Source organism: Telluria sp. B2 (assembly GCF_051789535.1).
Taxonomy (GTDB): domain Bacteria; phylum Pseudomonadota; class Gammaproteobacteria; order Burkholderiales; family Burkholderiaceae_D; genus Telluria.
In genome coordinates this window covers 2260757-2282289 of the sequence record NZ_CP196525.1, presented here as the reverse complement: position 1 = coordinate 2282289, position 21533 = coordinate 2260757, and the positions used below count along the sequence as shown (strand labels likewise).

At 66.8% G+C, this 21533-nt stretch carries 24 protein-coding genes; 4 read left to right on the top strand and 20 right to left on the bottom strand.

Translation table 11 applies throughout. The features are described from left to right. Positions 1 to 83 precede the first annotated feature (83 nt). From ACSUZJ_RS10265 to ACSUZJ_RS10255, 3 genes are read right to left on the bottom strand one after another with little or no spacing between them, the layout of a single operon-like run. A complete protein-coding gene (locus ACSUZJ_RS10265; protein ID WP_499415757.1) occupies positions 84 to 638 on the bottom strand; it encodes a hypothetical protein in 555 nt (184 codons plus the stop codon). Continuing rightward, on the bottom strand, positions 635 to 1840 hold the full coding sequence (gene pncB, locus ACSUZJ_RS10260; RefSeq protein ID WP_499415755.1) for a nicotinate phosphoribosyltransferase: 1206 nt from the start codon (positions 1838 to 1840) through the stop codon (positions 635 to 637). The genes ACSUZJ_RS10265 and pncB overlap by 4 nt, the downstream gene beginning before the upstream one ends. A 22-nt stretch (positions 1841 to 1862) precedes the next feature. Continuing rightward, entirely contained in the window at positions 1863 to 2351 is a 489-nt protein-coding gene (locus ACSUZJ_RS10255; protein ID WP_499415753.1) for an SET domain-containing protein, read from the bottom strand. Positions 2352 to 2571: 220 nt separating this feature from the next. Here ACSUZJ_RS10255 and ACSUZJ_RS10250 point away from each other — a divergent pair, with 220 nt between their 5' ends. From ACSUZJ_RS10250 to ACSUZJ_RS10240, 3 genes are read left to right on the top strand one after another with little or no spacing between them, the layout of a single operon-like run. Continuing rightward, the gene (locus ACSUZJ_RS10250; protein WP_499415751.1) at positions 2572 to 2931 is read left to right on the top strand and encodes a nuclear transport factor 2 family protein; all 360 of its coding nucleotides are present in this window, start codon (positions 2572 to 2574) and stop codon (positions 2929 to 2931) included. 10 nt (positions 2932 to 2941) lie between these two features. Further along, on the top strand, positions 2942 to 3820 hold the full coding sequence (locus tag ACSUZJ_RS10245) for an alpha/beta fold hydrolase (RefSeq protein WP_499415749.1): 879 nt from the start codon (positions 2942 to 2944) through the stop codon (positions 3818 to 3820). Beyond that, positions 3817 to 4671: a helix-turn-helix domain-containing protein gene (locus ACSUZJ_RS10240; protein ID WP_499415747.1), complete on the top strand. Its 855-nt coding sequence runs from the start codon at positions 3817 to 3819 to the stop codon at positions 4669 to 4671. The genes ACSUZJ_RS10245 and ACSUZJ_RS10240 overlap by 4 nt, the downstream gene beginning before the upstream one ends. An 82-nt stretch (positions 4672 to 4753) precedes the next feature. Here ACSUZJ_RS10240 and ACSUZJ_RS10235 read toward each other — a convergent pair whose 3' ends face one another. From ACSUZJ_RS10235 to ACSUZJ_RS10160, 16 genes are all read right to left on the bottom strand, one after another. Beyond that, positions 4754 to 5248, bottom strand: a complete 495-nt coding sequence (locus ACSUZJ_RS10235) for a VOC family protein (RefSeq protein WP_499415745.1) — start codon at positions 5246 to 5248, stop codon at positions 4754 to 4756. A 156-nt stretch (positions 5249 to 5404) separates the two neighbouring features. Continuing rightward, positions 5405 to 7084 carry an AMP-binding protein gene (locus ACSUZJ_RS10230; RefSeq protein ID WP_499415743.1) on the bottom strand — a complete coding sequence of 560 codons (1680 nt, stop codon included), beginning with the start codon at positions 7082 to 7084 and terminating at the stop codon, positions 5405 to 5407. A 374-nt stretch (positions 7085 to 7458) separates the two neighbouring features. Then, a complete protein-coding gene (locus ACSUZJ_RS10225; protein WP_499415741.1) occupies positions 7459 to 9135 on the bottom strand; it encodes a 4Fe-4S binding protein in 1677 nt (558 codons plus the stop codon). Then, on the bottom strand, positions 9132 to 9836 hold the full coding sequence (locus tag ACSUZJ_RS10220; RefSeq protein WP_499415739.1) for a DUF3306 domain-containing protein: 705 nt from the start codon (positions 9834 to 9836) through the stop codon (positions 9132 to 9134). Before ACSUZJ_RS10220 ends, ACSUZJ_RS10225 begins: the two co-directional genes overlap by 4 nt. Before the next feature lie 9 nt (positions 9837 to 9845). Beyond that, positions 9846 to 10286, bottom strand: a complete 441-nt coding sequence (locus ACSUZJ_RS10215) for a DUF3305 domain-containing protein (RefSeq protein WP_499415737.1) — start codon at positions 10284 to 10286, stop codon at positions 9846 to 9848. Next, entirely contained in the window at positions 10283 to 10867 is a 585-nt protein-coding gene (locus ACSUZJ_RS10210) for a hypothetical protein (RefSeq protein ID WP_499415735.1), read from the bottom strand. Before ACSUZJ_RS10210 ends, ACSUZJ_RS10215 begins: the two co-directional genes overlap by 4 nt. Positions 10868 to 10875: 8 nt before the next feature. Then, positions 10876 to 11328, bottom strand: a complete 453-nt coding sequence (locus tag ACSUZJ_RS10205) for a hypothetical protein (protein WP_499415733.1) — start codon at positions 11326 to 11328, stop codon at positions 10876 to 10878. An 8-nt stretch (positions 11329 to 11336) separates the two neighbouring features. After that, positions 11337 to 12458, bottom strand: coding sequence for a formate dehydrogenase subunit gamma (locus ACSUZJ_RS10200; RefSeq protein WP_499415731.1), 1122 nt, complete (start codon positions 12456 to 12458; stop codon positions 11337 to 11339). Between the two features lie 13 nt (positions 12459 to 12471). Continuing rightward, a complete protein-coding gene (locus tag ACSUZJ_RS10195) occupies positions 12472 to 12687 on the bottom strand; it encodes a hypothetical protein (protein ID WP_499415729.1) in 216 nt (71 codons plus the stop codon). Then, positions 12684 to 13367, bottom strand: a complete 684-nt coding sequence (fdh3B, locus tag ACSUZJ_RS10190) for a formate dehydrogenase FDH3 subunit beta (RefSeq protein ID WP_499415727.1) — start codon at positions 13365 to 13367, stop codon at positions 12684 to 12686. Before fdh3B ends, ACSUZJ_RS10195 begins: the two co-directional genes overlap by 4 nt. Before the next feature lie 36 nt (positions 13368 to 13403). Beyond that, positions 13404 to 16238 carry a formate dehydrogenase subunit alpha gene (locus tag ACSUZJ_RS10185; RefSeq protein ID WP_499415725.1) on the bottom strand — a complete coding sequence of 945 codons (2835 nt, stop codon included), beginning with the start codon at positions 16236 to 16238 and terminating at the stop codon, positions 13404 to 13406. Between the two features lie 19 nt (positions 16239 to 16257). After that, on the bottom strand, positions 16258 to 16542 hold the full coding sequence (locus ACSUZJ_RS10180) for a twin-arginine translocation signal domain-containing protein (RefSeq protein ID WP_499415723.1): 285 nt from the start codon (positions 16540 to 16542) through the stop codon (positions 16258 to 16260). Further along, positions 16535 to 17218, bottom strand: a complete 684-nt coding sequence (locus ACSUZJ_RS10175) for a TorD/DmsD family molecular chaperone (RefSeq protein WP_499415721.1) — start codon at positions 17216 to 17218, stop codon at positions 16535 to 16537. Before ACSUZJ_RS10175 ends, ACSUZJ_RS10180 begins: the two co-directional genes overlap by 8 nt. 146 nt (positions 17219 to 17364) lie before the next feature. After that, positions 17365 to 17517 (bottom strand): DUF2474 domain-containing protein, encoded by a 153-nt coding sequence (locus tag ACSUZJ_RS10170; RefSeq protein WP_499415719.1) that lies wholly within the window; start codon positions 17515 to 17517, stop codon positions 17365 to 17367. Continuing rightward, a complete protein-coding gene (cydB, locus tag ACSUZJ_RS10165) occupies positions 17517 to 18524 on the bottom strand; it encodes a cytochrome d ubiquinol oxidase subunit II (RefSeq protein WP_499415717.1) in 1008 nt (335 codons plus the stop codon). Before cydB ends, ACSUZJ_RS10170 begins: the two co-directional genes overlap by 1 nt. A 14-nt stretch (positions 18525 to 18538) precedes the next feature. Then, positions 18539 to 19990: a cytochrome ubiquinol oxidase subunit I gene (locus ACSUZJ_RS10160; RefSeq protein ID WP_499415716.1), complete on the bottom strand. Its 1452-nt coding sequence runs from the start codon at positions 19988 to 19990 to the stop codon at positions 18539 to 18541. 221 nt (positions 19991 to 20211) lie between these two features. Between ACSUZJ_RS10160 and fnr the strand changes: the two genes are divergently transcribed. After that, entirely contained in the window at positions 20212 to 20979 is a 768-nt protein-coding gene (gene fnr, locus ACSUZJ_RS10155; RefSeq protein WP_499415714.1) for a fumarate/nitrate reduction transcriptional regulator Fnr, read from the top strand. Positions 20980 to 20992: 13 nt separating this feature from the next. On the opposite strand, the gene ACSUZJ_RS10150 is transcribed toward fnr, so the two are convergent. Next, on the bottom strand, positions 20993 to 21421 hold the full coding sequence (locus tag ACSUZJ_RS10150; protein ID WP_499415712.1) for a VOC family protein: 429 nt from the start codon (positions 21419 to 21421) through the stop codon (positions 20993 to 20995). Between the last annotated feature and the right edge of the window lie 112 nt (positions 21422 to 21533).

Sequence of the window (21533 nt, the reverse complement as noted above, 5' to 3'; positions counted from 1 at the left end):
GCCGGCTTTGCAGGCATTGCAATGCTCAAGCATAGCAGACCTGCGCCCCCGGCCCGCGCATGCGCATGTTGCGCTTGTTGCGCTCAGTAGCGCGGAGGCTGCATCCCCTGGAATTCATGCACCGCCTCGCGGTACTGGCGCGATTCCTTCAGCCGGTTCATGTAGCGGATCGGCCGGCGCGCCTTGCGCTCGATGGTGTAGCCGCTCAGGCTGCCGCGCGCGCCGCACTGGGCGCGGCAGGTGGCCGTGCCGGCCGCGTCGCGGTCGTCGAGCAGGATGTTCCCCGGCGTGACCTTGACGCGCAGCGTGCACGCCGCTTCGCCCGGCACCACGCTGTTCTGCTGGCGGTAGACGAAGTCCTCGCCCTCGCGCTGGGCGATGCCCCAGACGCCGCACATGTGGCCGTTGGCGAACTCGAGGTGGGCACGCAGGTAGACGTGGTCGGCGTCCTCGCGCACGAACTCGACCACGTCCTCGGCCAGGTAGCGCTCGGCCGGGCGGTCGGGACCGGCATTGATGGTGTTCATGAAACGGCGCTTGTAGACGCCCTCGATGGCGCCGGCTGGATCGTCGGCCGCGGGGGCTGCGAGGGCCGGCAGCGCCAGCACCACGGAGAACAGCAGGAGCGCGCGCTTCATGCCTTCACCTCCTTCTGCTCCGGATGGTTGAACACCTGGCGCAGGTAGGCCAGGAAGGTCTCGTCCGTGCATTGCGACTTGCCCGGCGTGTCGGACAGCTTGGCGACCGGCTGGCCGTTGCAGCGCACCAGCTTCATGACGATGTTCAGGGCCTTGTAGGGCGTGTCGTTGGTCAGCTGGGTGCCGATGCCAAAGCCCAGCATCACGCGGTCGGCGAAGTGGCGGTACAGGGCCAGCGCCTTCGGCACCGTGAGCGCGTCGGAAAACACCAGGCGCTTGGTGCGCGCGTCGATGCGCAGCTTGGCGTAGTGCGCCAGCGCCTTTTCGCCCCATTCGAGCGGGTCGCCCGAGTCGTGGCGCAGGCCGTCGAAGAGCTTGGCGAAATACAGGTCGAAATCGTTCAGGAAGGCGTCCATGCCGACCACGTCGGTGAGGGCGGTGCCGAGGTCGCCGCGGTATTCCTGTACCCAGTCTTCCAGCGCCGCCTTCTGGAAGTCGCGCAGGCGCACGCCGAAGGACTGGAAGGCCTGCATGTATTCGTGCGCCATGGTCCCGATCGGTACCAGGTTGTACTTGCGCGCCAGGTAGACGTTCGAGGTGCCCTTGAAGAACTGGGGCAGCTCGCGCGCCAGGGTCGCGACCACCTCGTCCTGCCACTCGCCGGAGAAGCGGCGCCGCACGCCGAAGTCGAAGAAGGCGAAGGAATTGGCGCGCTTCGGCTCCAGGTCGAAGGCGCGGAACTGCTCGATCTTGTCGGCAAGGCGCTTCCTGGCCTCGGTCAACGCATACTGCTGGTCGAAGCGGCGGAAGTAAAGTTCATTGACGATGTAGAGCACGTAGATCTCGAAGCCCATCACGTGGACCACCGGGCCCACGGCGCGGATGCGCAGGTGGGGGCCGTCGGTTTCCACCGTGATGAACTTGCGCTGGAAGCGGAACACCGTGAGAAAGTCGGCGAAGTCGCTCTTGATGAAACGCAGGCTGCGCAGGTAGTCGACCTCCTCCTCGGTGAACAGCATCTCGCACAGGTGGTCGAGTTCGCGCTCGACCTCCTCTTTCAGCTCGGCGAGCGGATAGGCCGGCTCGTTCCGGCAGCGGAATTCGTATTCGCCGTGGGCGTTCGGATGGCGGTGCAGCAGCGCCTGCCACATCGTGAATTTATAAAGATCGGTTTCGAGCAGACTGCGGACGATGGGCTTCATGGTTGTGCTTGTTTCCTTGGCTTCAGGCCTTTTTCTTCTGGCGGCGCTTGGGTGCGAGCATGGTGCCGGTGCACCCCGGCGTGCCGCAACGGCAGGCGAACAGTTTCTTCAGTGCCGGCGTGTGGCGCTCATCATAGATGAGGGCGTAATTGTAGTTCAGCTCCTCGCCCGGTTCGATCGGATGCAGCGCGTGGATGTAGACGCGCCCGTCTTCCTCGTACGCTTCGCAGTTCGGCGTGCAGGCATGGTTGATCCAGCGCGCGTCGTTGCCGCGGCGCCCGCCGTCGATCACGCGGCCGTCGTTCAGGCTGAAGTAGAAAGTGTGGTTGACCGGCCCCCCGACCCTGGCCGCGCGCTCGGTCGCCTCATCCCAGCTGATGCGCTCGCCGCGGTATTCGATGATGCGCTCGCCGGCGTCGATGTGGCGCCGGGCGAAGACGCCGTTGCCGTGGATCGGAGACTTCTTCACTTCATAGGCCGGGTCGGCCTTGGCTGCAGTCGTGGTGGGCATGTAGGTTTCGAGAGTCTGACGGCGGATCGGTGCATGTTACGGGCATTGCATGATTACCATTATTCTACGATTTTACCTTGCGTGCCGCACTTGAGCGCGTGTCATGGCAAGTGCGCCCTGCCTTCCGCCGTGCCTCCATTACCTGGCTGGTAATCGCCGCCTCCGCTTGCGCGGCGCAGAATGGGTTCCGTCATCCACCCCAACCGAAACGGAGAACATCATGGAACGCGCTGATTCGCTCGCCCGCCAGTACCTCGCAGCCTGGAACGAACGCCATGCCCCCGCACGCCGCGCCCTGGTGGCGCGCCTGTTCACGCTCGACGCACGCTACCTCGACCCGATGATGGGCGGCGCCGGCCACGACGGCATCGATGCCCTGATCGCCGCCGCCCAGCAGCATTTTCCCGGCCACCGCTTCGAGCTGGCCGGCACGCCCGACGGCCACCACGAGGTGCTGCGTTTTTCGTGGACCCTGCATGCGCCGGACGGCCAGCAGGTTGCGCGCGGGCTGGACGTCGCCACGGTCGCCGGCGACGGACGCCTGGCCAGCGTCACCGGCTTCCTCGACCACGCCGCCTGAGGAGGACGTCATGCACGCGTCCACTCACCAGGCCACGATCGCCCGGCCCGGTTTCATCCACAGCGCCGGCGGCGTCGAGCTGTTCTACCGCGACTGGGGCGCGGGCCGTCCGGTGGTCTTCGTCGCGAGCTGGTCCCTGCCCTCGGATTCCTGGGGCTACCAGATGCTGGCCCTGCTTGAAGCCGGCTACCGGGCGATCGCCTTCGACCGGCGCGGCCACGGCCGCTCGACCGACCCCGGCGGCGGCTACGACTTCGACACCCTGGCCGACGACATCGCGGCCGTGCTCGCGGCCCTCGACCTGCATGACGCCGTACTGGTCGGCCACTCGATGGGCTGCAACGAGATCGTGCGCTACCTCACCCGGCATGGCAGCGCGCGGGTGGCCGGCGCCGTGCTGCTGGGGACGGTGAGGCCCTTCGTGCTCAAGACGCAGGACAACCCGGACGGCATCGATGCCAGCTTCTTCGAGGCCTTTCGCGAGCAGCTCATGCGCGACTTCCCGCAGTGGATCGATGACAACATGGTTCCCTTCGTCCATCCCGAGACGCCGACAGGCATGAAGGCCTGGGTCAGGCAGATGGCGCTCGGCGCTTCGCTGCAGGCACTGGTCGCATGCAACCGCTCGCTGGCGAACACGGATTTCCGGCAGGAGCTGGCACGCATCGATGTACCGACCCTGCTGATCGCGGGCGAGAACGACGCCAGCGCGCCGCTCGAGCTGACCGCGCGCCCCACTGCGCGTCTGATTCCGAACGCGACCTTGCGCGTGTACGACGGTGCGCCGCACGGCATGTTCATCACCGACATGGCCCGGGTCAAGCGCGACCTGCTTGAGTTCGTGGGGACGATCGCGCAGAATCGCCAGCAATGGGCGAAGGAGGCATGATGGACAAAGGCATGACCGAGGTCGAGGCGGGCGCGGCAGGCAGTCATTATTTCAGCGACTTCGCCGCGGCACTGCGTTACTGGCGCGGCAAGCGCGGGATCAGCCAGCTGCGGCTGTCGGTGGACAGCGGTATTTCGCAGCGCCACCTGAGCTTTCTCGAGACCGGACGCGCCCAGCCGGGGCGCGACCTGATCCTCAGGCTCGGCATCGTGCTCGACATCCCGCTACGCCAGCGCAACGCGATGCTGCTCGCGGCCGGCTTCGCGCCGGCCTACCGCGAGCGCGCCCTGTCCGACCCGGAGATGGGCGCGGTGAAGCAGGCGCTGGACTTCATGCTGGCCCAGCAGGCGCCCTACCCGGCGCTGGTGGTCGACCGCCTGTGGAACCTGGTCATGCACAACGCCCCCGCGGCGCGCATGATGCGCTGGTTGCTGGACATGCCGCGCGATGCGGCCATCCCGCGCGACGGCTCGGTAAATGTCCTCAAACTGACGCTGGCTCCGAACGGCCTGCGCCCCTGGCTGCGCAACTGGGAAGATGTCGCGGCCGATTTGCTGCAATGGGTGCAGCGCGAAGCCATGGGCGACGGTCCCGGCAGCGAAGCGACGCGGCTGCTGGACGAATTGATGGCCCTGCCCGGCATCGACGCGGCGGCGCGCCAGCCCAACCTGGAGCGCGCCGCCCTGCCCTTCCTGCCGATGAAGCTGAGCAAGGACGGGGTCGAACTGAATTTGTTCACGACGATTACGACGCTGGGGACGCCGCACGACGTGACTGTGCACGAACTGCGGCTGGAAAGCTTCTTTCCGGCGGACGAGGCAAGCAGGCAGTGGTTCCTGTCGACGGCCTGAGGATCGGGCCGGCTCCTGGACAATCACCCGCCTCGTCTTTCGGGCAAGAGCGAGCCTTTCCTACGCGCGCTCAACCGGCCTCTCAGCCGGCCGCATGGACGAGCGCGTCGACATCCAGCTTCTTCATCCGGAGCAAGGCCGTCATCACGCGGTCCACGCGCGCCTGGTCGGGGCTCGTCATCAGGCTGTTCAGCTGGCGCGGCACGATCTGCCAGGATACGCCATAGCGGTCCTTCAGCCAGCCGCACTGCTGGGCGGCCGGGTCGCCCTGGGAGCCCAGGCGGTCCCAGTAGAAGTCGATCTGCTCCTGGGTGTCGCACAGCACCTGGAAGGACACCGCCTCGTTGAAGGTGAAGACCGGGCCGCCATTGAGCGCCGTGAAGGCCTGGCCGTCGAGCTCGAAGGCGACCGTCAGCACGGTGCCGGGCGCCATGCCGTGCACCTCGCGCCCGGCCTCGCCATAACGGGAAAGGCCGGTGATGCGCGAGTTCGGGAAAATGCCGACATAGTAGTTGGCCGCTTCCTCGGCCTGCTGGTCGAACCAGAGGCAGGGAGTGATTCTCGACAAAGTAGTCATGCTGCGGTCTCCTCGGGTGACGAGCGGCTGACAAAACCGCCATGGCGGCGTTGCATCGTCTCACCGTACGCTCGTACTGTCTTCGACGACGCGCCTTGCCCTGGCGGCCTCCTCGGCCGCTCTGGATTATCCCGATTCGACCGCGGCTTCCCGCCTTCAGTTGCCGACGTCCTCTTCGCGGAACTCAATACCCGACGGCGCGGCGTCGTTCCGTCCCGCTTCTTCCTTGCGCAGCTCGACGCGGCGGATCTTGCCCGAGATGGTCTTGGGCAGTTCGCGGAATTCGATGCGGCGGATGCGCTTGTAGGGCGCCAGGCGCTCGCGGGCGAAGGCGAAGATGTCTCGCGCCAGCTCGCGCGAAGGTTCGACCCCCTGGCGCAGGGTGATGAAGGCCTTCGGCACCGACAGGCGCACCGGATCGGGGCTCGGGACGATCGCCGCTTCCAGCACCTGCTCGTGCTCGATCAGGACGCTCTCCAGCTCGAAGGGACTGATGCGGTAGTCCGAGGATTTGAAGACGTCGTCGTTGCGGCCGACGTAGAAGTAGTAGCCGTCCTCGTCGACGGTGGCGGTGTCGCCGGTGTGGTAGTGGCCGGCGCGCATGACCTCGGCAGTCTTGTCCTCGTCGCCCTCGTAGCCCAGCATCAGGGCGATCGGTTTTGCGTCGAGACGCACCGAGATCTCGCCTTCCTGTGCCGGCTGGTCGTCGAGGTCGAGCAGCGCGATGCGGTAGCCCGGCAGCGGGCGGCCCATCGAGCCGGGTTTCACCAGCTGGCCCGGGGGATTGCCGATCTGGGCCGTGGTCTCGGTCTGGCCGAAGCCGTCGCGGATGCGGATGCCCCAGGCCCGCTCGACCTGCTCGATCACCTCGGGGTTGAGTGGCTCGCCGGCGCCGACCAGCTCGCGCAGCGGCGGTTTCCACTGCGCCAGGTCTTCCTTGATCAGCATGCGCCAGACCGTGGGCGGCGCGCACAGCGAGGTGACGCCGCAACGCATCACCGTTTCCAGCGCCGCCTTGGCGGAAAAGCGCTCGTAGTTGTAGACGAATACGGTGGCGCCGGCATTCCAGGGCGCGAAGAAGCAGCTCCAGGCGTGCTTGGCCCAGCCGGGCGAGCTGATGTTCCAGTGGACGTCGCCCTTCTGCAGGCCGATCCAGTACATGGTCGACAGGTGGCCGGCAGGGTAGCTCTGGTGGCTGTGCAGCACCAGCTTAGGACGCGCGGTCGTGCCCGAGGTGAAGTACAGGAGCAGCGGGTCGCTGGCGCGCGTGATGCCCTTCGGCGTGAACACCGAGAGCACGCGGCGGCAGTCGTCGAAGTCGTGCCAGCCGTCGAGGCTGCCGCCGACGGCGATGCGGGTGAAGTTGCCGGACAGTCCCTCGAACTTGTGGGCTTCCGAGACCTGGGCGATCACATGGCTTATTCCGCCGCGATCCATGCGGTCCTGCAGGTCGGCGTTCGAGACCAGCATGGTGGTCGGCACCAGCACGGCGCCGAGCTTGATACAGGCCAGCATGATCTCCCACAGTTCGACGCGGTTCGGCAGCATCAGCAACACGCGGTCGCCGCGCTCGACGCCGCATTGCTGCAGGTATTGCGCAACCTGGTTCGAACGCGAAGCCATGTCGGCGAACGAGATCTTCTGCTCGCGCCCGTCTTCCTCGACCACCCACAGCGCAGGCGCGTGGTTGTCCTTCGCTTCGACGTCGAAGAAATCGAGCGCCCAGTTGAACTCGTCGAGCTGGGGCGGCTGGTAGCCGGCGTAGGCGGTGTCGTAGTCGGTACGGTGCTGTTGCAGGAAGTCGCGCGCTTGGGCGAAGCGCTGGTATGGCGTCATGGTGTCTCCTGTGCGCTGTTGCTGGTGATGGCCGTGTAGCGGCCGTTTGTTGTCTGTTTGCGCACATTGTGCCATGGGTCGCGAGGGTGTGCGCAGGTGTTCGGTTTGCGGTCGTGGTGATCGTGCAGCACAACACGGGCATGCACATCGTGGATAAGTAATGGCGAGGACCGTAGGGTGGGCACTCCGTGCCCACGCGGAAACCTGCGTCGCGTTCACGTCTCCCGGACCCGGTCCGCGGGCAAGTGTTGGCGTTTCCGGATGAGCATTCGGAATGTGTCGACCATTCCCCGCCGCCGCGTCAAACTTTGCCAACGGGACGCAACGTTCCGGCGTGGGCACAGAGTGCCCACGCTACGGTTCAGGCTGGTTGATTACTTCGGCCTGCGCAGCGGGACCGCGAACTCGCCTTCCGGCTGCATCATGTCGATCACGCGGCAGTCGCCGCACATGCGCAGCCGGTCGAGGTTGCCGGCGAAGGCGCTGTGCTGCGACAGGCGCGAGAGCATGTTCTCGACCATGTGCAGGGTGCCGAAGGGCTTGCTGCAGCGGATGCAATGGAAAGGCTGGGATTCGTTCAGGATCACGGTCTTGCGGCGCGCCTCGCCGAAAGTCATGCGCGGCACCAGCGCGATCGCATTCTCCGGGCAGGTGTTGGCGCACAGGCCGCACTGCACGCAGTTCTGCTCGACGAAGCGCAGTTGTGGCAGGTCCGGCGTGTCCATCACGGCCGAGGACGGACAGGCGCCGACGCAGGCCATGCACAGGCTGCACTTCTTCGTATCCACCGCGATCGCACCAAACGGCGCCCCGGTCGGCAGCGCTACCTGCTGCGGCTGCTGCGGCGCATGGCGCTGCAGGTGCTCGAGCGCGTAATCCAGGGTGTTGCGCTTGTCCTGCGCCAGGTTGAAGGTCGCCGCCTGGGCAGGCGCCTCGCCGCGCGGCGCGTGACGCAGGGCCAGGCCGAGTTCCTCGGGGTTACTGACACGCAACAGCTGGAAGTGCGGACCGGCGTAGCCCAGGCCATCGAGCACGGTGTGCGCGATGCCCATCTGGTGGTCGAGCGCGGCCGTGTACTGCGGCGCCTCTTCGCCGGTCATCAGGACCGTGACGCCGGCGGCGCCATAGGCCAGCGCCGAGAACCAGACGTCGATGCCGGTCGAGGCCGTGTGGTGCAGGGCCATCGGGATCACCCGCCCCGGGATGGCGTCGACCGCTTCCGCCTGCAGCGCTTCGAGCAGGCCGGCGCCGGCTTCGCTATGGAACAACAGGACCGGGTCCTCGCCGCCCGCTTCGCGGTAGGCGTTCAGGGCGGCCTTGATGCGGCTGCCGGTATGGCTTGCGGGTGGATAGGCATAGCCGAGCGCGCCCGTCGGGCAGACGGTGGTGCAGGCGCCGCAGCCGGCGCACAGGTAGGGGTTGACGCGGATCTTGTCGCCGGCGCCGGCGATCGCCTTGGCCGAGCAGATCTGGATGCAGGCGTTGCAGCCGGTCTGGCCGTTGCGGCTGTGGGCGCACAGGCGCTCCTTGTAGCTGAAATACTTCGGCTTCTCGAATTCGCCGATCATCTCGACCAGTTCGGCCGCGGCGGCGCGGCGCGCGGCCTCGTCAGGGCCGGGCGCGTAATAGCCGTGCGGGCTCTGGTGGCTGCCGATCAGGGGGCTCGGGCACAGGTCGAGCACGAGGTCGAACTTCGCCTGCTGCGGCGCCTGGCCGGGACCCTGCCAGCGCGCTTCGAAAGCGCCCAGCCAGCCGGCCACCGCCACCGATGGGGCCGCGAAGACGGGATAGGCGCGTGCACCGGCGGCCTCGATGCCGTCGAGCAGGAGCACGGTGACGGGCAGGCTGGCCGCCAGGTGGTCGGCCCATGGCAGGGCCTGGGCGGCGCTGCCGACGACCAGGGTGCGGCCGAGCGAGCGGTAACTCACCGAGCTGACGGCGTCGATGGGAGCAATGGCGTCGGCCGCCAGGATCGCGGCGGTCTTGGCGAGGGCATTGCGGCGTTCCTGCAGCGGATCGCCGGCCTGCCCTTCTAGGAATCGGATGTTCATGCTTGTCCTTGCAGGGATTGCGGGTGTATGCCTGTCTGGATGCAGGCTGGTGGGGCTGATGGGGCGTATGGGTCGCCGGTTTCTTCGGGGGCGGAGCGCGGCGCGCCGATGCCGGGAGCGGTTTCGCCGGCGGAAGTGGCTTCGCCTGCGGCCACGGTCTCCGGCTCGGCCTGCGGCTCCGGCGCCGGGGTGGCGTCCACCCCATCGGTTGCAGCCGGCTCCGGCGCGGCCGCGGCGTCGGGGACCTGCGCCGCTACTACCTGCGCCTGCGGCTTGTGCGGTTCCGACGGGCGCAGCGCGCTTTTCGCGTGCTCGAGCGCGGCCAGCATGGCCGCCGACATCGGGCTGGGCTTGTTGTAGTCGTCCATGTACATGTCCAGGCCGTCCATCACGCGGAAGTGAGGATCGGCGAACAGCTTCTTGAGCGCCAGGCGCTGGACCGATTTATCGACGCCCTGGGCGACGAAGGCGGAGAAATCGGATTCGGGTGTCAGGCGCGCCACGTCTTCCAGCGTCGGCGGCGGCGTCTTGTTCTGAGGTGCAGCCGCGTGTGCCGGCGCCGTCCCAGGCGTCGCAGTGGACGTAGCGGGCGTCGGCGCAGCGGGCGGCGCAAGCGTGGGCCGGCGCGGCGGCGCCTCGGCCACCTCGCCTCCGCTCGCCTTCATGCGCGCCCAGCGCCGCAGGAATCCTTCTTCGGCCATCCGCCCCCCTCAGCCGTGCTGGCGCCCGCGGCGCGGCTTCGGTTGGTAGTGCTCGCGCAGGTAGCTGGCGACCCAGGCGTAGATCTCGGCCGGCATGGTCACGCCGTCGGCGGACTCGCCGGAGTCGAACATGCGCGTGCCCTCGACGTAGCTGACCGAGGCGCGCACCGGCATCGCGCGGCCCTCTTCCATACGCCACAGCACGAACACCTTCGATTCGGGCGCCATGGCGTTCTCGTAGTAGCCTTCGTTCTCGTCGGTGTAGAGCTCGAGCTCCAGGCCGGAAACGAGGTAGTAGTCGCGCTCCGGGCTTTCGCTGAGCACCTGCAGCCGCGGCAGCTTGCCGCGGTCGGGCACGACGCCCACGGCGGCCCAGGCTTCGTCCACCCAGCGGTGCTGGACGGCGCGGCGCTGCATGATCACCGCGATCGGCATGCTGGCCATCTTCATCGGTTCTGCGCCGCGTCGGCGTTGCCCTTGTCCACGGCCGGCGAAGCGCCTTTCGGCACCGATTTCGTCGGTCCCTGCTTGACGTCCGCGCTCGGCGCCGCGGTGCCCAGCTTCTCGCTCTTGATCGGCACGTTCGCCGACTGCAGGGCCTGCGGGCTGAGCGGCGCGGCGCCACGGCCCGGGGCAGCCGCGGAGGTACCTGGGGCGGCGCCCGCCGGGGCCGCCGCGGCCACGCCGGCACTCGGCGGGGTCACGCCGGACGAGCCGACGCCGGGCGCACCCGCCGCGGGCGCGGCGGTGCCGGGCGCCTGGATGCCGGGTGCGGGGGCCTGGGCCGCGATGGCCGTCGGCGGATTGAGCTTCCAGCCGTGGCTGGCCGCCTGCGAACGCCAGCGCGCGCTGACCGCGTCCATCGAAGCGGCCAGGGCTTCCTTGTCCTTGGCCGCCTTGGCGTCAGCGTCGGCTTTCTTGGCGGCGGCTGCCTGCTGCTGCTCGGGCGTGAGCGCCGGTTTCGGCAGCGCCGCCCAGGCACCCTGCCCCAGCCCGAGGCTGAGCGCAAGCGCACTGTTCAGCAAGATCATACGTTTCATCATTTGTTCCCCATCTTGTCCGGTGCCGCCGGGCCTTGCGGCGCCGCGTTCGTGGCCGAGCCCTTGTTCAGGTCCTGTGCCGACGGTCCGCTCGGCTGGCCCGTATCGCCCGGCTGCGTCTGCGTTCCCTGCATCGCGCCCGAGGGCGCCGTCACGCCCGAGGTCGGCCCCTGGCCGGTTTCGCGCGTGGTGCCGCCGGTCTCGGCGCCCGAGGTGTTGCCGCCGGAGCCCCCGGCAATGCCCGGGGTGCCGCCGGCATAGGTGGCGTCGGTCACCGGACGCGAGGTGCGGGCGATGACTTCGCCGCTGGTGCCGCCACCGGAGGTGACTTGCCCGGGGAACTTGGTCTGGATCACGCCATTGCTGGCGGGTGCGTTGTGGCGGCTGCAACCTGCCGCCAGCAGCACCGCTGCCGCCAGCATGCAGGGAGTCAGGAAAATGTGTCGTTTCATTGCAATCCTCAATGTGCGGGACCTGGACGAGGCGCCGGCGGCGGCGTACGCGGCGCGCCTGGCGCGGCATCCGGGGCCAGTCCCGGGGTTCCCGGAACACCCGCTTTCAGGTCCTCGTACCACAGGCCGTGGTGGGCCTTGGCCCAGTTCTCGTCGACGGTGCCATGGCGCATCGCCTCGTAGGCGCCCGGCGTGCCCCAGGTGCCGATGTAGATGTGGCCCATCGCCGCCGCGACATACAGGGTGGCGCCGATGATGTGCAGGTAGTTGGCAACCTGCAGGATGTAGCGGGTCTGGCCGAAATTCACGAAGTTCAAGACCAGGCCGGTAATCGACATCACCAGGCCCAGCAGGGTCACGCCGAACCAGAACCAGCTCTTCTCGCCGGCGTTGAAGTAGCCGGCCGGCACGTGTTTATGGGAGATCAGCCCGCCGCCCTCCTTCACCCACTGCCAGTCGGTCCGGTTGTAGAAGTTGCGGCGCACGAAGGTGATGAACATCACGATCGAGCACAGGACGAACAGCGGTCCGATGAAGTTGTGCACGTACTTCAGGATGTAGGCGACCCAGGAGTAAAAATCGTGACCCATCCAGGGCAGCATGATTTTCTTGCCGAAGGTGAGAATCAGTCCGGAAATGGCCAGCAGGATGAAGCTGATTGCCGTGGCCCAGTGCACCTGGCGTTCCCACCTGGTAAAGCGCTGCAGCTTGCGCCCGGACTGCGGCTCCTCGCGCGCCGGCCCGATGGTCTTGTAGAACAGGATGATCAGGAGTGGCACGACGATCAGGATGGTGCCGGCGATCGAAGCGATTGGACCGTTACGCAGGACGCGCCAGGTATTGCCGCCGCGCTGGACGATGACGTTGCCCTCGCTCTGGCCGTACTGGCCGAGGTAATGGCGGTCCATGTGCACACGTCCGGATTCCGGGGACATCAGGCCCGGTTCGCGTGCCCGTGCATCGCCCTCGATCTGGAGCATCGTCTGTTCTTCGGCATACGCGGGCTGGGCGCGCTCGTTCGGCACCGCGGCCCAGGCGCTGGACAGGGTCAGCGCGAAGAGAAGGATCAGCAGCGGCAGCGCCAGCAACGGGGCCAGCCTGGCGCGCAGGTGAAACAGGTTCGCTCGCATGGAATGTGGCTCCTCAAGGGTTGGCGCGGTTATACTCGTTCTGCTTCTGGTTGCGGTTCTGGATCGTCGCCGACCAGGCCAGGCGGTCATTGTGGAAATGCGTCTGGAAATGGCGGTTGTCGTCCTTGCCGGCGTATTCGCCGCGGATCCACTCGGGGTGCTGGTCGACTTCCAGGCAGCCCGTCAGCAGCAGCGGCAGCAACAGGATGAGGTAGGTCGCTTTCTTCATTGCTTGAACCTCCCGCCGCCGTTCTGGAAGTCGCCGGAATCCTGGTTCTCGCGCGGCAGGTCGCCCTTGGCCTTGATCTCGCCGCCGCGTTTCGGGCGGCCGTAGGCGATCTTCCAGCCCCACAGTTCGGGACCGTAACCGCGCGTTTCCACGCGCTGGCGGTAGATGTCGGCGATCAGGTTGGCTTCGCCGCCGAGCAGGGCCTTGGTGCCGCACATTTCGGCGCAGGCCGGGAGCTTGCCTTCGGCGATGCGGTTGCGGCCGTATTTCTTGAACTCGGCTTCCGAGGTGTCCGGCTCCGGGCCGCCGGCGCAGAAGGTGCACTTGTCCATCTTGCCGCGGTGGTTGAACAGGCCGCTGCCGGCGAACTGGGGCGCGCCGAAGGGGCAGGCGTAATAGCAGTAGCCGCAGCCGATGCACTGGTCCTTGCTGTGCAGGACGATGCCGTCTTCGGTGTGGTAGATGCAGTTGGTCGGGCACACCGCCAGGCAGGGCGCGTCGGTGCAGTGCATGCAGGCGACCGACACCGAGCGCTCACCGGGCACCCCGTCGTTGATCGTGACCACGCGGCGGCGGTTCACGCCCCAGGGCGTTTCGTGTTCGTTCTTGCAGGCGGTAACGCAGCCGTTGCAGTCGATGCAACGCTCGGTATCGCAAATGAACTTCATCCTCGCGGCCATGTCAGCCTCCTCTGCTCTGATTTCCTGGTTTGCCTGTCATGCCCGCACCACGCGGCACATCGATACCTTGGTTTCCTGCATCATCGTCACGGCGTCGTAACCATAGGTCCAGCCGGTGTTGATGGCTTCGCCGCGCACCGTCGGCGCGCCGTCCTCGGGGTAGTGTTTTTCCAGATCCTCGCCCATCCACCAGCCGCCGAAGTGGAACGGCGCCCATACCAGGCCGATCGGTACGCGTTCGGTGACCATCGCCATCATCTTCAGGCGCGCCCCGGTCGGGGTCTCGACCCAGACGAAGTCGCCGATATGGGCGCCGATCTGGGCCGCGTCCTTCGGGTTGATCTCGACGAACATGTTCTGCTGCAGCTCGGCCAGCCATGGGTTGGAGCGGGTTTCCTCGCCGCCGCCCTCGTACTCGACCAGGCGGCCCGAGGTCATGATCAGCGGGAAGTCCTTCGAGTAATCCATCGCCTGGACCGACTTGTAGAGCGTAGGCAGGCGCAGGAAGTTGGCCTTGTCGTCGTAGGTCGGGTACTTGGCGACCAGGTCGCGGCGCGGCGACATCAGCGGCTCGCGGTGGGTCGGCACGGGGTCCGGGAAGTTCCACACGTTGCAGCGGGCCCGGGCATTGCCGTAGGGCGCGCAGCCGTGGGAGATGACCACGCGGATGATGCCGCCGGACAGGTCGGTCTTCCAGTTCTTGCCTTCGGCCATGGCCTGCTCGGCCGGCGTGAGCTCGTTCCACCAGCCCAGCTTCTTCAGGAACACATGGTCGAACTCGGGGTAGCCGACGTCGAGCTGGCTGTCCTTGTTGGTCGAGCCGTCGGCCGCCAGCAGGCTCACGCCATTGTGCTCCACGCCCCAGTTGGCGCGGAACGGCAGGCCGCCCTCGGCCACGCTCTTGTTCAGGTCGTACAGGATGGGGGTGCCGGGGTGCTTCATTTCCGGCGTGCCCCAGCACGGCCACGGCAGGCCGTAATAGTCGCCCTTGCACGGGCCATGGTCGGCGCGCAGCGTGGTCGGATTGAAGGTGTGCTTGTTCTCCATGTGGAGCTTCAGGCGCTCGGGCGAGCAGCCCGTGTAGCCGATGGTCCAGCACGAGCGGTTGATCTCGCGCAGGATGTCCTCGACCACCGGCTCGTTGTGCACGACCTTGATGTTCTTGCACAGTTCGTTGTGGAAGCCGAGCTTCTTCGCGAACAGGTACATGATCTCGTGGTCGGTCTTGCACTCGAAGAGCGGCATGATGACGCGCTCGCGCCACTGGATCGAGCGGTTCGAGGCCGTGCACGAGCCCTGCGTTTCGAACTGCGAGGCGGCCGGCAGCAGGTAGACGCCGTCGGTGCGGCCGTGCATCGACGCGGTCATGCTCGGATAGGGATCGATCACGACCAGCATGTCGAGTTTCTGCATGGCCGCCTTCATGTCGGGCAGGCGGGTCTGGCTGTTCGGCGCGTGGCCCCAGTAGAACACGGCGCGCAGGTTGCTCGGCTGGTCGATGTACTGGTTCTGCTCGTTTACCGCGTCGAACCAGCGCGACACCGTGATGCCTGGCTTCTCCATCAGTTCCTTGGAACCGAAGCGCGACATGATCCAGTTGTAGTCGACGCCCCAGACGTTCGCGAAGTGCTTCCAGGCGCCTTCGGCCAGGCCATAGTAGCCGGGCAGCGAGTCGCCGTTCGGGCCGACGTCGGTGGCGCCCTGCACGTTGTCGTGGCCGCGGTAGATGTTGGCGCCGCCGCCGGGCACGCCAATGTTACCCAGTGCCAGCTGCAGGATCGAGAGCGCACGCACGTTGGCGGTGCCGACGTGGTGCTGGGTAATGCCCATGCACCAGACCACGGACGAAGGACGGTTCGTGGCCAGCATCTCGGCCGCAGTGCGCACCGTCGCTTCCGGCACGCCGGTGATGTCGGATACCTTGTCCGGCGTCCACTTGGCCACTTCCTTGCGCACGTCGTCCATGCCGTAGGTGCGCTCGGCGATGAATTTCTTGTCTTCCCAGCCGTTATTGAAGATGTGCCAGAGGATGCCCCAGACCAGCGGGATGTCGGTACCCGGACGCACGCGCACGTAGTGGTGGGCGAAGCGCGCCGTGCGCGTGAAGCGCGGGTCGATCACGATCATCTTCGCGCCCAGTTCCTTGGCGTGCAGGAAGTGCAGCATCGAGATCGGGTGGGCTTCGGCCGGATTCGAGCCGATGAAGAGCACGGCCTTGCTGTAGTGCAGGTCGTTGAAGGAGTTCGTCATCGCGCCGTAGCCGAAGGTCTGGGCCACGCCGGCGACGGTGGTCGAGTGGCAGATGCGCGCCTGGTGGTCGCAGTTGTTCGAGCCCCAGAACGAGACCCATTTGCGTAGCAGGTAAGCCTGCTCGTTGTTGTGCTTCGAGCTGCCGATCACCATCAGGGCGTCGGGGCCGGACTTCTGGCGCAGCTCGAGCAGCTTGTCACCGATCTCGTTGATCGCCTGGTCCCAGGAGATGCGGGTGTACTTGCCGTTCACCAGCTTCATCGGGTAGCGCAGGCGGTGTTCGCCGAAGCCGTGCTCGCGCACCGAGGCGCCCTTGGCGCAGTGGGCGCCCATGTTGATGGGCGAATCGAAGGCCGCTTCCTGGCGCACCCAGACGCCGTTGGCCACCACCGCCTCGACCGAGCAGCCGACCGAGCAGTGGCTGCAGACGGTGTGCTTGATCTCGGTCTTGACCGGCGCGTCGGCCACCGGATCGGCGGCCTGGGCCGGTTCGATGACGTTCAACGGCAGCTGGCGCGCCAGTGCGCCGGCCCCGGCCGCGACACCGGCGCCGACCAGGAACTTGCGCCGCTTCAGGCCCCGAACGGCGCCTTCCTTGCTCGAACTCTTCACTAACGACATGTCTGCTCTCCGGGATCGCTCACCAGTAGGCGGCGGTTTGGTAGTAACGGCGAATGTGCTCGGTCTCGTGGTAGCCGCGCTTGACCTGGGGCTTGGCGGCCTCGGCAGGTTTCATTTCGGGCTTGGCCTCGGCGCCGCCGGCCACCGCGGCCAGCGCGCCCAGCGGCGCGGCCTTCAGGAAATTGCGGCGCGCCGGGTCGGGCTTTCCATCGGCCGCGTGCTGCACCGCTTGTGCGTGTGCTTGTACGTCTGCGTGATCGCGTTCCATCGCATCGTCCTCGGTTCGCTGGGTTGGGTTAATCATCGAGTTCTTCCACCGCGAAGCCCACGGCTTCGATCTCCAGCAGGGCCTCCACGAAGTCGGCCACCACCTTGTAGAAATTCGCGCCTTGCGCATTGCGGATGTCGTCCAGGCAGCGCTCGTACCAGGGCGCGATGCGCGCATCGAAGAAGGCCTTCTGCTCGTGCAGGGGCTGGCGCCGGATGCCCGGACCGCCCGCGATCAGCACGCGCATGGTCTCGCACAGCGCGCCGAGATGGTCCTCGAATTCGGCGACGCCGCGCACCCGGCCAATGCCGAAGCGCGCCAGGTCGCTGCGCAGCTCCGCCAGCGGGGTGTCGTTCATGAAGCCGGACAGGTAGAGCGAACCGTAGGGATTCAGGGTCGGCGTGCCGTCGCTGACGAACAGGGTGTCGAACTCCTCGGCCACGCCCTGGGCATCCATCACGCCGGAGGCCAGCACCAGCTTCTCCCAGGCTCGCTCCAGGCCCGGCTCGCCGCCTTCGGCGAGGATGGGGTCGGCCGCGGCAAGCTGCCCCAGCAGGACTTCGCCCGGCGCCGCCAGCAGCAGTCGCGCGGCCAGGGCATACAGGTCGGCACGGGCCTGGTCTTCGCTGGACAAAGGATGCACCACGGCGATCAGGGCGCTGACGGCGTCATTAGCCGGAGTGGAGGTGTGTTCGGGTAATGCAGACTGCATGGACACTGAGGCGCTCCGTTAATAAATCTTTATCGAAAGTGTAGACCCTCACCCCGCAGAGGCGCGCACGTTTGAAACCGCTTGCATATCTCGACACTTACCAACAAGTCAATGTCGAGCTCCTTGTCGTGTTCCTTGCTGCCCACTTAACGCATGCCCGCGGCGTGCATGATCAGGCGGATCAGGCTCGCGACCAGGAACAGAGCCGCCACCCCGGCGGCCCACAGCCCGGCCATCCAGCCCAGGCGGCGCAGCCACAGGGGCGCCGGCCGCTTCCCGAGGCGCAGGCGGGCGCGCATCAGTGATACCCCGCGTCGGCCTTGACCTTGCCGCGAAACACCCAGTACGACCAGATCGTGTACATCAGGATGATCGGCAGGATGAACAGCGTGCCCACCAGCGCGAAGCCCTGGCTGGCCGGCGGCGAGGCGGCTTCCCAGATCGTGATGTGGGGCGGGACGATGTGCGGCCAGATGCTGATCGCCATGCCCGTGTAGCCGAGGAAGACCAGGGCCAGCGCCGCAACAAAAGGCCAGCGGTGCGGCTTGCCCTTGAGCGAGCCGAGCAGGAGCGCAATCGACAGCAGCACCAGCACCGGCACCGGCGCCAGGAACAGGATGTTCGGGAAGGTGAACCAGCGGTCGGCCACCGCCGGGTCGCGCAGCGGGGTCCAGATGCTGACCACCACGATCGCGCCCAGCAGCATCAGCGCGAACGGGCGCGCCACCTGCACCATGCGCTCGTGCAGCTCGCCCTCGGTTTTCATGATCAGCCAGGTGCTGCCCAGCAGCGTGTAGGCGATGATCACGCCGAAACCGGCCAGGATCGGGAAAGGCGCGAACCAGTCGAGCACGCCGCCGGCATAGCTGCGGCCAGACACCGCGATCCCGTCCAGGAAGGCCCCGAGCGAGACGCCCTGGAAGAAGGCCGCCGTCACCGAGCCGCCGATGAAGGCCTTGTCCCACCAGTGGCGCTCGTGTTCCTTGGCCTTGAAGCGGAATTCGAAGGCGACGCCGCGGAACACCAGGCCCACCAGCATGAAGATCAGCGGCAGGTAGAGGCCGGACAGGATGATGGAATACGCGACCGGGAAAGCCGCCAGCAGGCCCTCCCCGCCCAGCACCAGCCAGGTCTCGTTGCCGTCCCAGACCGGGGCGACGGTATTCATCATGGTGTCGCGGTCGCGCTTCTGCTTCACGAAGGGGAAGAGGATGCCGATGCCGAGATCGAAGCCGTCCAGCAGCACGTACATGAAGACGGCGAAGTAGATGATGACGGCCCAGATGACCGAGGTGTCGATGCCCATAGTCTGCTCCTCTCTCAGGTCCCCTTCCGATCGCCGCCGGTGCCTTCGGCCGTGCCTTCGTCGTCGTTGTCCACGTCCGCGGCCGAGAGCGGACGCATCGGTGTGCGCTCCTCGCCCGGCCCGCCCTCGGGCGCCCGGTTCAGTTCGAAGTGCTGCGGCCCCTTGCGCATCAGGCGCAGCACGTAGGCCGTGCCGGCGCCGAACACGAAGAAGTAGGCCACCACGAAGATCGCCAGCGTCAGCGCCACCGCCGGCGCAGCATGCGGCGAGACCGCATCGGCCGTGCGCAGCACGTCGTACACCACCCAGGGCTGGCGCCCGACCTCGGTGGTGACCCAGCCGGCCAGGATGGCGACCAGCCCGGCCGGCCCCATCCACAAGGCCGCGCGCAGGAACAGTCGCCTGGTGAAGAGTTGCCCACCGCGCCGCAGCAGCAGGCTCCACAGGCCCAGCGCGATCATCAGCAGGCCCAGCCCGACCATCAGGCGGAAGCTCCAGAACACGATCAGGGAGTTCGGCCTTTCGTCCTTCGGAAAATCCTTCAGGCCGGGGAACTGGCCGTCCCAGCTATGAGTGAGGATGATGCTGCCCAGGCGCGGGATGCCGACCGCGTAGCGCGTCTGCTCGGCCTCCATGTCGGGAATGCCGAACAGCAGCAGGGGGATGGCCTCGCCCGGCTCGTTCTGCCAGTGCCCTTCCATCGCGGCCAGCTTGGCCGGCTGGTGCTCGGCGGTGTTCAGGCCGTGGAAGTCGCCGATGACGGCCTGGATCGGGGCGACGATCAGGAGCATCCACATCGCCATCGACAGCATCTTGCGCACGGCCGGATTGTCGCGCCGGCGCAACAGCTGCCAGGCGCCGGTGGCCCCGACGATCAGGGCCGTGGTGAGATAGGCGGCCACCACCATGTGCATCAGCCGGAACGGGAAGGAGGGATTGAAGACGATCGCCAGCCAGTCGGCCGGCACCATGCGCCCGCCTTCGATGGCATAGCCCTGGGGCGTCTGCATCCAGCTGTTGGCGGCCAGGATCCAGGTGGCCGAGATCAGGGTGCCGATCGCCACCATGCAGGTGGCCACGAAATGCAGTTGCGGGCCGACCCGGTTCCAGCCGAACAGCATCACGCCCAGGAAGCCGGCTTCGAGGAAGAAGGCGGTCAGCACCTCGTAGGACAGCACCGGCCCCATGATGCTGCCGGCGAACTCGGACATGTTGCTCCAGTTGGTGCCGATCTGGTAGGCCATCACGATGCCCGACACCACGCCCATGCCGAACATGACGGCGAAGATCTTCAGCCAGAAGTGGTAGAGGTCGACGTAGACCTGGCGCTTCGTGCGCAGCCAGGACATTTCGAGGACGGCCAGGTAGCTGGCCAGGCCGATGGTCACTGCGGGAAAGAGGATGTGGAACGACATCGTGAATGCGAACTGGATGCGGGCCAGATCCAACGCCGATAGGCCGAACATGAGCACTCCTCGTGATCTGCGGTGTCCAGAATCTAGCACGGTTGGACATGCGCACAATTGGCAACCTGGCCACGCCTTGACGCCCTGTACAGCTGCATCGCCTCGAGCTATTGCACGCACTCATCAGCCTTTTCCAGCCGGACAGCGACAGGTCAAAAGACTGGGGCGCGGTGGCAGACCGGACTATAATTCCCGTATTGACCGCGACTGTTCGAGGACCGATGACCCAAGCCCCCTCTTCCCCTGCCGCTTCTCCGATCAGCATCAAGGCGCTGAAGGCCAGTTGCAGCGCCTGCAGCATGCACCAGCTGTGCCTGCCGATGGGCCTGGAAAACGCGGACATCGACCGCCTCGACAAGATCATCGGCCGCCGCCGGCGCCTGGAGCGCGACGAGCGCCTGTACGCCATGGGCGAGCCCTTCCGCAGCCTGTACGCGGTGCGCTTCGGCCACTTCAAGACCTACCAGGTGAACGCGGCGGGCGAGCAGCAGATTACCGGCTTCCAGATGGCCGGCGAACTGCTGGGGATGGATGCGATCAGCGGCGACCGCCACCATTGCGACGCGGTCGCGCTCGAGGACAGCGAGGTCTGCGAAATCCCCTTCTCGCGCCTGGAGGAACTGTTCGGCGAAGTGCCGGCCCTGCTGCGCCACTTCCACCGCATCATGAGCCAGGAGATCACGCGCGAACAGAACGTCATGCTCCTGCTGGGCAATATGCGCGCCGAGCAGCGCTTCGCAGTCTTCCTGGTGAACCTGTCGGCGCGTTATGCCGCGCGCGGCTATTCCTCGACCAGCTTCGCGCTGCGCATGTCGCGCGAGGACATCGGCAACTACCTGGGCCTGACCATCGAAAGCGTCAGCCGCCTGCTGTCGCGCTTCAAGAAGCAGGGCTGGATCGCCGTCGACAAGCGCGAAGTCACCCTGCTCGAGCCGGCGCGCCTGCGTGCGATCGCGGCCGGCACCGAGCAGTGCAGCCCGATGGCGTGAATTCCCTGGACGCCTAGAACGTGACCTTGACCGACGGCGCGCTGCGCGTGGCCGGGCCGTGGAATACCGCTTCGATGTTGTTGCCGTCCGGGTCGATCACGAAGGCGCCGTAGTAACCCGGATGGTAGTTGCGCTCGCCGGGCGCGCCGTTGTCCTTGCCGCCCGCTTTCAAAGCCGCCTCGTAAAAGGCGTCGACCATGGCGCGGTCGGCGGCCTGGAAGGCCAGGTGGTGGCGGCCGGTCAGCACGCCCTGCGCCGCCTCGCTGTCCGGCGTCGAGACGAAGAGCTCGTCGGCCCAGAAATACCCCTCGCCCTCGCCGCCCATCGGCACGCCCAGCACCTCAAAGACGGCCGAGTAGAACCGTCTGGATGCGGGCAGGTCGCGTACGACGAGCTGGATGTGGTCGATCAGGCGTCCGCGGTGCAATTCCTGGGTTTCCATGCTGCGCTCCTTGTAGAGTGGTCGACGGAGTCCAGAGTATGCCTCAGTTGGCGTGACAGAGATGACGCGTGTTGAGAAGCGATCGGTGACAGGAAAGCTGGAGCGAACCGTA